Origin of the sequence: Vibrio profundi, assembly GCF_043642225.1 — a bacterium.
GTDB classification, from domain to species: Bacteria; Pseudomonadota; Gammaproteobacteria; order Enterobacterales; family Vibrionaceae; genus Vibrio; species Vibrio profundi_A.
Genome location: NZ_JBHZSF010000014.1, coordinates 113,960 through 123,590 on the forward strand (window position 1 = coordinate 113,960; position 9,631 = coordinate 123,590).

10 protein-coding genes are annotated in these 9,631 nt (G+C 43.3%); all 10 read right to left on the reverse strand.

Translation table 11 applies throughout. The features are described 5' to 3' along the window. Positions 1-2 precede the first annotated feature (2 nt). A complete protein-coding gene (gene fliE, locus ACHUFI_RS18570) occupies positions 3-314 on the reverse strand; it encodes a flagellar hook-basal body complex protein FliE (protein ID WP_394251857.1) in 312 nt (103 codons plus the stop codon). 134 nt (positions 315-448) lie between these two features. Further along, on the reverse strand, positions 449-1,858 hold the full coding sequence (locus tag ACHUFI_RS18575; RefSeq protein ID WP_394251832.1) for a sigma-54-dependent transcriptional regulator: 1,410 nt from the start codon (positions 1,856-1,858) through the stop codon (positions 449-451). A 41-nt stretch (positions 1,859-1,899) separates the two neighbouring features. Next, entirely contained in the window at positions 1,900-2,928 is a 1,029-nt protein-coding gene (locus ACHUFI_RS18580; protein WP_394251834.1) for a sensor histidine kinase, read from the reverse strand. A gap of 154 nt (positions 2,929-3,082) precedes the next feature. Next, complete coding sequence (locus ACHUFI_RS18585; RefSeq protein ID WP_394251836.1) at positions 3,083-4,549, reverse strand: sigma-54 dependent transcriptional regulator; 1,467 nt, start codon at positions 4,547-4,549, stop codon at positions 3,083-3,085. A gap of 230 nt (positions 4,550-4,779) precedes the next feature. Continuing rightward, entirely contained in the window at positions 4,780-5,190 is a 411-nt protein-coding gene (fliS, locus tag ACHUFI_RS18590) for a flagellar export chaperone FliS (protein WP_394251838.1), read from the reverse strand. 12 nt (positions 5,191-5,202) lie between these two features. Continuing rightward, positions 5,203-5,508: a flagellar protein FliT gene (locus ACHUFI_RS18595; RefSeq protein WP_394251840.1), complete on the reverse strand. Its 306-nt coding sequence runs from the start codon at positions 5,506-5,508 to the stop codon at positions 5,203-5,205. A 3-nt stretch (positions 5,509-5,511) separates the two neighbouring features. Further along, complete coding sequence (gene fliD / locus ACHUFI_RS18600; protein ID WP_394251841.1) at positions 5,512-7,530, reverse strand: flagellar filament capping protein FliD; 2,019 nt, start codon at positions 7,528-7,530, stop codon at positions 5,512-5,514. A 22-nt stretch (positions 7,531-7,552) separates the two neighbouring features. Beyond that, positions 7,553-7,978 carry a flagellar protein FlaG gene (gene flaG / locus ACHUFI_RS18605; RefSeq protein ID WP_394251843.1) on the reverse strand — a complete coding sequence of 142 codons (426 nt, stop codon included), beginning with the start codon at positions 7,976-7,978 and terminating at the stop codon, positions 7,553-7,555. Positions 7,979-8,045: 67 nt separating this feature from the next. Further along, complete coding sequence (locus ACHUFI_RS18610; protein WP_394251845.1) at positions 8,046-9,176, reverse strand: flagellin; 1,131 nt, start codon at positions 9,174-9,176, stop codon at positions 8,046-8,048. A 326-nt stretch (positions 9,177-9,502) separates the two neighbouring features. Next, on the reverse strand, positions 9,503-9,631 hold a 129-nt coding region (locus ACHUFI_RS18615), incomplete at its 5' end, for a flagellin (RefSeq protein WP_277868756.1).

The window sequence follows — 9,631 nt, forward strand, 5'->3', positions numbered from 1 at the left end:
ACTTAAACTGGCATATTCATCAGCTCTTTGTAGGATTCCACCAATTTATTTCTAATCTGGATGGTAGCCTCAAAAGCGACACTAGATTTATTTCGCGCAATCATTACATCTGATAACGACACGTTTTCATCTCCGCGGTCAAAGCGGGTTTGAAGATCACCAGAAGCTTTCTGCAAAGAGTTCACGTTGTTGATAGCTTTCGTCAGCATATTGCCAAAGTCGGCACCGACCGCTTGCCCTGTTGCAGGAGGGCGAGAATTCGATGCTTCAACCATCATCGCCTGCATTTCGCCCTGTAAACCTTCTATTCTCATCATCTACCTCAAAGGTCAAAAATATGACCATTGCTTGTGCTTATTTATTGACGGAGCAATTAGCGTGCCATTCACTACTGACAACTTTATCGTATTACGTCAGATTTGAGCACTATACATGAAACTTTTCAAAACTAATTTGGAATATCGATTCCAGCATCGCGCATTTTCGCTAGTTTATAGCGTAATGTTCTTGGGCTAATTCCAAGTTTTTCAGCCATTTCTTTCCTTCTGCCATTACACGCAATCAAGGTTTCTAAAATGATGGCGTACTCCTGATCACGCAGTTCATTACCTAGACCTTCGCTGCCAGAGATAGATTTAGGCATGGCGTCGGCTTCCGCAACAGGTTTGACCGTAGGAGCGGCCACTTCACCGCTTTCTACCACATGCTGCAAGCTACTAGCATCTTGCCAGTCCACACCTTCAAGTAATATATGATCACCTGTGATGTTAGATTGTTCGCTAAGAATTAGCGCTCGTTGAACAACGTTATCTAATTCCCTCACGTTCCCCGGCCAAGGGTAGCTAATCAACTTAGCTAATGCCTCATCTGAAATAGAAGGGACTGGCATACCAAGTTTAGTACAGTTGCGCTCGATTAGGTGCTTAGCCAGAGGTGCGATGTCCCCTTGCCTCTCACTTAATGCCGGCCATACAATTGGGAACACGTTTAGGCGGTAATACAAGTCCTCTCGAAAGTTTCCTTCCGACACATAAACTTTAAGATCGCGGTTACTGGTTGCGAGTACACGCACATCCAACTTTATACTTTTACGACTCCCCAACCTTTCCACTTCTCGCTCTTGAAGCACTCGAAGTAACTTAGCCTGGAGGTTTAAGTCCATCTCACTGATTTCATCCAATAAGATAGTGCCACCTTGAGCTTGTTCAAATTTACCAGGGCAAGCTTGAATTGCTCCAGTGAACGCCCCCTTCTCATACCCGAATAGCGTCGCTTCAAGCATGTTGTCGGGAATGGCCGCACAGTTTATCGCAACGAAAGGCCCATCCTTGCGGTTAGAAGCGTTATGAATGTAACGAGACATCACTTCTTTACCAGAGCCACTTGGCCCAAGCACCATAACGTTTGCATCCGTTTTTGCGACCTTATCCGCCAAGGCTAAAAGCTTTAAACTTTTCTCATCCGCTACCACGGCATCGCCATTGTCATCCGACTTAATCGGCGCATAGCGGCTAACCATATTCAGTAGTACTTCTGGAGCGAAAGGCTTCGCCATGTAGTCGATAGCACCTTCTTTCATAGCCGCTACGGCGTCTTCTATGTTGGCATAAGCTGTCATCAGTAGCACTGGCAAGTTCGGCCAGTGTTGTTTGATGTTTCGAAGTAGTGCTAAGCCTCCCATGCCCGCCATTTGGACATCAGACACAACAATATCGACTTGATTGGATTTCAATTTAACTAGAGCATCTTCTGCGCAGTCCGCTTCTAACCACTCATATCCAGCTAGAGCGAGCGTGTCGACCAGAGCCTCGCGTAGGCCTTCATCATCTTCCACGATTAACACTTTGCTTTGAGCCATATGATTCTCCAGTGTTGATTCAATAACGACGTAGTCGTCAGTTAAAGTTGTTTTTCAAGAGGTAGGCACATGGTGAAACATGCACCATCACCTTCTTCTGATAATAATTCTAGTCTGCCATCATGAGCACGACACACCATTTGAACAACGGCGAGCCCTAACCCCGTACCTTGCGAGCGAGTTGTGAAAAATGGTTCCATGATCTTGTTTTGTAATTCTTTTGGGACACCCGGTCCACTATCTTGCACAGAGATCCTTAATTCACCATTTACTGGTCTAAAAAACACGTCAATTTGTGATTCTTTGCCAGCAATTTGAATCGCGTTTAATACAAGGTTACTTAATGCTGATGCAATCGCATTCGCGTTGCCCATCATTTGGGTGTGTTCTTCTTCAACTTCTTGGCAATAATCTATTTGATTATTTTTAAGTGCCGTTTCAACCATAGGCTGAAACTCGCCCACCAGCTCGTCAATAGTGAAAGGTTTCACGACCTTGTTGTCACCACCTTTCGCAAACAACAGCATATCATTCACTTGCTTTTCCAAATCATGGAGTCGATCCATCAACTTGTTCTGAAAGCGGCTTTTAGTCGCAGGAGCTAAATTAGGCGCCGCTAAGTTGGAAGCGTAAAGCATAGCACTAGAAAGTGGCGTTCTAACCTGATGAGCAAGAGACGCCACCATTCTTCCTAATGAAGACAAGCGTTGTAAATCACTCACTCTTGACTGAAGTAACCGTGTTTCGGTCAAATCAGTAATAAGGATTAGTTGCCCTGTTGTCGATGCAGAAATCGCAAGCCGAACCTTTCGACCATTTTTTAAAGAGATTTCATGGCCGTCATCGTCTTTCGGGTCAAAAGCGCTTTGAATTACAGAAAACCACTTTTCACCCACTAATTCCACACCGAGGATTCGATGAGCTTCAGGGTTTGCTTCTCTAACTTCTCCTTGAGTATCGAGCAAAATAACGCCGGCAGGCATCACATCCAGCACTTGTTTATAGCGCTCTACTTGCTGTTCAACAGAGTCTAAGTGCGATTGATTTTCTGATTCGTTCGGTGTTTGCATGTCGGAATTTTGCCTCAAATACTAGAATAGCCTGACACGCAAAAGGCATGCCAGGCTATTTTGTATATTTATCAAATACTTAAGTTAGCGACAAGAACTTGACTCGCTGTTTGCTGTGATTTTCAGCCCCTTGAACAAGTCATTTTCTGTTGCTCTATCGCTGTAAATTGTACTTCCGCATCTTCTCGACAAGAGTCGTTCTACGCATACCTAACATATCCGCCGCTCTTGCCACGACCCCGCCTTGCGCCTCTAACGCTTGGCTAATCATGTTGACTTCAAGATCTGCCAACAACTCTTTCAAGTTAACTCCTTCTGGCGGCAGTTCCTGGGGCGCATTAACATTATCTGTTAAATCATCCGGCTGTTCAAAGCTAAAGTCTTCAGAGAAGATATCTGCAAGCGCATCGCGCTCCTGCTCTTCAACTGAACCGAATGAAACGTGCTCAGGTTGGAACTCAGGGATATCACTGTAACGATATTTAGTCGGGAGGTGGTTCACATCGACCAAACTGTTGGGATACAGAATAACCATGCGCTCCACTAGATTCGCGAGTTCACGTACATTACCTGGCCAGTCATGCTCCATCAGCGAATTGATCGCTCGAGGAGTGAAACAGATAGGGAGGCTACCTTCCGCTTCCATACGCGTCATAAGTTCTTGAAGAAGCAAAGGAATATCTTCTTTACGATCTTTCAGAGCTGGCATTTCAATTGGAAATACGTTTAATCGATAGTAGAGATCTTCTCTAAAAGACTCATCATCGATCATACCTTCCAAGTTGCGGTGAGTTGCAGCGATTACTCGCACATTCGCTTTAATCGTTGAATTACCACCAACCCGCTCAAAACAACGCTCTTGAAGAACACGAAGAAGTTTCACTTGCATGGTCATTGGCATATCGCCAATTTCATCCAAGAATAACGTACCACCTTCGGCTAACTCAAAACGACCTTTACGTGAGGTAATTGCACCAGTAAACGCCCCTTTTTCGTGGCCAAACAGCTCACTTTCCAATAGATCTGGCGGTATTGCGCCACAGTTAATAGGAACAAAAGGGCCAGTACGACGATTAGAATGGTAATGGATATTACGCGCAACCACCTCTTTACCTGTACCTGATTCACCAAGAATCAATACGTTGGCTTCTGTCTTGGACACTTGCTCAATTAAATGACGGACTTCTTGGATACCAATACTTTGCCCAACTAGGCTACGAAACAACGTATTCTTACGTGACGAAGCAACGAGTTGTACGCCTTTACGGCCAAGGAAGTCTTTGCAATGCCTTAAAGCATCACTGAGTTGAGGGTAGTTAAGAGGCAGTTCCAACTCACCTACATAATTAGGTAAGTCATCAACTGGGTATTTATTTTTACCGACAATCAATAGAGGGATGTGGTTTGCATTAACCAAGTGGTTATTTAGAAGAGACGCAAAGCCGTTTCCTTTGATAGAGCCAATAATGCATCCAGCCCAAACATGAGACCAATCGATCCCACTAGCTTGTTCTGAGCTGATCACTTCACAGCTCTCTCCAACAAATTCTAATATTGTACTCAAGTTACGACGATTATTAGAGTCGTCATCAACTACAAGAAGCTTTGCCAAACCTTGCATAAGTAGGAATTATTGCCTTAATTATTGGTACGATGCGGGAAAAACCAGAACAACGTCAGTCTTAAGTAAAATGACTTATTTATACTTTAGTGCAAACGAGAAACAAATTTCGGAAATCAACCACAAAAAAAAGCCATTAGGCTATCTAATGACTCTATTTTATTTGAATAAAAAAATAAGGCAACCAAGCAATTAGCTGATGTGAGGTTGGTTGTAACTTTAGTATTTCGTTAGATACCCACTTCAGAAGCCGTCAAATTATGATACTCGTTCGGAATTTGATCCCAAGCACCCTTAATTTCGCGGATAATGTCGATAACATCATCAATAGGCTGAGGGTCGTTCAAGTGGTTCGCTGATGAGATTTGTTTGATCATGAACTCATATAATTGATCTAAGTTCTTTGCGATATCACCACCATCATCCATCGATAAACAACTACGAAGGCTAATAATAATGTCTAGAGCTTTACCAAGGCGCTCGCCTTTCACTGGAATATTGCCAGCTTGCATGGCTGCTTTACCTTGAATAAGTCTTTCAATAGCTCCAGCCATCAGCATTTGAACTATTTTATGAGGCGAGGCAGCACTTAGCTGACTATCCACTGATACCTTTTTGTATGCCTGTAAAGAACCGCGCATAGTAACCCTCTTCTATAAAAACTTTTTATACTGTTGGACTGATTTATTACCATGCCTGTATTTATGCAAGGTTTTGCCAATACGGCTGGTTTCTGACTGCATCAACCCAACTAATTTTTTGGTTCGCTCAATTGCTTCAAACCATTCAGAACTTCGCTTTGTTTCAGGGAAGTCTTCTAACCGTTGAAGAATGTTTTGCAATAACTGTTCCCTGTTATCGACTAGTTGGTGAATTTCTTCAGTATTTATTTCACTATTCTCGAAAGTTGCAAAGATTTGTTGATCAAGTTCACAAAGCTCTTGGAGTTCACTCTTCATAAATTAGCCTAACGCACTCATCATGCTTCCTAACTGAGCTTGCATTTTACCCGTCGCGTCCTGCATTGCGGTAAATTTTGCATGAGTACGTTTCTCTAAACCGTCCATACGGCGATCTAGTGCCGCTTGATCGTCGACAAGGCGGTAATTTTGTTCAGTTAAGCTCTTTTCACGAGTACGAATAGAACCGGTCACCCCTGTAATGCCTTGAATCGCATCTTCTACTCGTTTAGCAAATCCCGAGTTTCCACCAAAAAAGTCGCCTAATTTGTCAAAATTATTGTTCAACTGTCGGTCTAGCATATCGTAGTTGATTTCCAACGTACCTTGACGAGTTGTCGTAATACCAAACTCTGTCAGTGACTTTAAGTCTTCAGGCGCTTTCTCTATATTAGTTGAAAATACACTCTTTAACCGTGAATCTGCATTTCTGACGGTGCTATCGCCTGACAAAGGGCCTTTCTGCCCGGTCGTAGGATCAACACTCGCTAAGCTCTTTGAGACCTGATAAAACTGATTATAGGCTGCAACGAAAGATTCGATATCTTGGCGTACACTTGGCCGATCGTACTCGACGCCAATCTCAGCCGGTGCTTTGTCTTTTGGCGTTTTGCCTTTTACGGTTAAATCGATACCTTCAATGGCATCTTCAATAATATTGTTATGGCTTGAAAGTTGAGCAACGCCATCCAGTACCACCATCGAATCTTGGCCCATTTGAACTTCTGCCATTCCATCATAAGTGTCAAAAGACTGCTGTGCTCTATCAAGCTCTTCTTTCACTTTATCGACTTCTTCTAGGTGAGCTCGCTCTTCCGGTGGCAACTTCGAGCGTTCTATCTCTTTTGCTTGTTCCGGTGTAAGCTCTCCTTGCTCGACTTTCTTGGCGAGTTCTTCGCTTTCTTTCGCGAGCTTTTCTTCAATTCTTATCTGTTCCGCTTCGAGTTTTTGCTGAGCTTCTTTTGGAGTCACGTATGAATCAGTCAAAGTTCCAGATGCGGTGTTTGACCATCCGGGTACATCTGGTGCTTTCTCTATCGCTGCTTCATCGAGCTCTAACTCTGGAGTATGGTATGAGTCTAAGAGTGTACCTGATGCTGTTTCTGTCCAACCACCGATGTTATCTTCAGGCATCGCAGATGCAGATGCTGCCGCTGCATCTAAAGCTTCTTGTCCAGCAAGTGCCGCTTTTTGACCAAACGATAAACTATCATCGTCATCCGAGAATAAAGGCTCGACTAATCCGCCATCTTCAGGCTCATCAATAGGCTGGCCTTGCTCATCAACGGCCTCTTCACCCGTCAAGGCATCACTAATCGCATCAACGGCTTGCCCTTGGGGCGTTTTTGAAAGGATCTCTTGAGCCGCGAGCCTAGCTTCTTCTAAAGCCTTAACTCGTTCCTCAAGAGTTTTATATTCGAGTTTTTTCAACGGGTTGCCTGAGTCAGCATCCACATGAATTTTTATCTGGTGATCTTTACCAGATAAGTTTGAGGCGACGATAAGGCGCGGGCCTTCAACGTCATTAATAATGGAAGCACGTACGCCCGGATTTTCTCCGGCGCCGTTAATACCTCTTACAATATCGATTAACTTAGCGTTAGAACCGACTTGTATATCAAAGCTGTTTTCACCAAGCGAAACCTGCAGCTTACCAGGGCCAAACTTCATGTCTTCCGATAGAACATCAGAAGCCACTTTATGACTCTGAGCAAGCTGCAACACATCGATGGCATATTTACCTGCTATCGCTTCAGTAGTTGCAGTCGCTGAGACAACCCCTTCATCAGTGCTTTCCACAGTTCGAACCGCAAAAGCTTTCTCCTGACGAAAGTTCGCCATCAGATTTTTCATCGAATCCAGAGATTCTCTGAGTCGGCCATAGGCGCTAATGCTGGAATCAATTTTAGCCCGCTCATTGTCGATACGTTGCTGTTTAGGCACACGTTCCGAATCGACAATTTTGCTGACCATAGAATTGATATCCATGCCAGAAGACATCCCCAAAGGGCCTAAACTCATCCAATCACCTCAATAAAACGACTTATACCTTTTCCACCAATAAACCTGAACTGGCAGTATGGGCTGCTAAGCGTCGCAAAATCTCTAGCATTTCTTCATCCGGAATTTGACGGATTATATCCCCTGTGGTGGCCTCATAAATAGTGACCACGTCTCTTCCGGATTCTTCATCTACCTTAAAAGCAACACCTTTATTAATAGAGGAAATAAACTCATTCATTTTCTCTACCATCCGTACCCGCTCTTCTTTATTAAGCTCTTGTCTATCTTGAGCCATTTGAATTGCGGTTTCAGTAGAAGTTTCTTGTTTCTTTTCTACTTTTTCAGTTGGTGCTACTTCCCATAGTTTCGAAATACTAGGCGCGCTACTACCGTCTTCATAAGCAATTTTAGTGCCATTAGGTGAGCCGTAAGGCTGGATGTTCGATGTGTAGGATGGTATTTCCATAACAATCTCCCTTCCACCTTATGAGCTAGCAATAGTTCCCTATTGCTTAACTTACCTTATGCTAAGTTTAGCCCAATAAGCTTAGAGCTGCAGATGGCGTCTGTTTCGCCTGCGCAAGAATCGAAGTACTCGCTTGTTGCAGGATCTGTGACTTCGTCATCTCAGTCGTTTCTTTAGCATAGTCGGTATCTTTGATACGGCTACGAGAAGCATTAACGTTTTCATTAATGTTATCTAAGTTACTGATAGCATGATCAAAACGGTTTTGGAATGCACCCAGAGAAGCACGTTGGCTATCTACTGATTTTAGTGCGCCATCAATGATGGATACCGCTTCGTTTGAACCAGCTACTGAAGTAACGTCAATATCATTAACGGTTACGTCTTTAGCGTCACCAATACCTAAATCGCCAGCTAAGCTGCCGCCGAACTCTACTTCACCACTCACTTTTTGTGAGCTTGCAAACATTTGCAATTTACCATCTTCGCCAACAGAAGCTTTTACGTCTTCACTTTGACCATTAATGTAAGTTGCAAGTTCTTCTAGATCATTACCAGCTTTAGCGTTGATCGTAATCTCTTGTTCTTCACCAAATTTATTCGTGTAGTTCATGGTCAGGTCAGAGCCTGCAGCCACTCTCCATGAAGGGTCTTGACCTTCTTCAGCAGCATAGCTCTTACCACCCATATCTTGAGTGTCAGAACGCATGTTGCCGATAGAAAGCATTACAGCTTCACCAGAAGAGGCACCAATTTGGAAAGACTGACTACCGTACGTACCATTTAGCAGTTTGTTACCACCAAAAGAAGTGGTTTCTGCAATACGGTTCAATTCGGTATTCAAAGCTGAAACTTCTTCCTGAATCGCAACACGTTCAGATTTAGAGTTCGAGCCGTTAGAAGATTGAAGTGCTAAGTCACGCATACGTTGCAGAATGTTAGTAGACTCATTCATCGCACCTTCAGCGGTTTGAGCAATAGAGATACCATCATTTGCATTTTTAACAGCCATATCTAAGCCACGGCTTTGAGACGTTAAGCGGTTAGATATTTGAAGGCCTGCAGCATCGTCTTTTGCGCTATTGATTTTATAGCCAGAAGACAAACGTTCCATAGAAGTTTGCTGTGAAGAGTTCGCGTTATTTAGGTAACGCTGTGCGGTCATTGCAGACACGTTCGTGTTTACATTTATTGCCATAATAGATCTCCTTTAGGCATTTCATATGCACCTCAGTGACTCTCACCTCACTTTGGTACATCTCATTTCTCTCAGTATCTTTAACGGCCTCCTAACTAGAACCTTTAGTAAATAATCGAGTTTTTTTGTATTAATTTTCAACGTTATGAAAAATGTGAAGCGTATCTACTTTACCCTCCTCACAAAAAACGATGCTATTGGTTGTTTATCATTACTAACCATTTGTTTCAGATAATAAAAAACCCAGCCGAAGCTGGGTTTTTTGCTCATCTCTCACCACGAGCAAATCTGTGGCAAGCTTTTCACTAAATCACTACCTTTGGTAATTAACCTAGCAAGCTTAGCGCTGAGTTAGGAGCTTGTTTCGCTTGCGCAAGAATTGAGCTTGACGCTTGAGAAAGAATTTGCGACTTAGTCATTTGCGTCGTTTCTTTCGCGAAATCAGTATCTTTAAT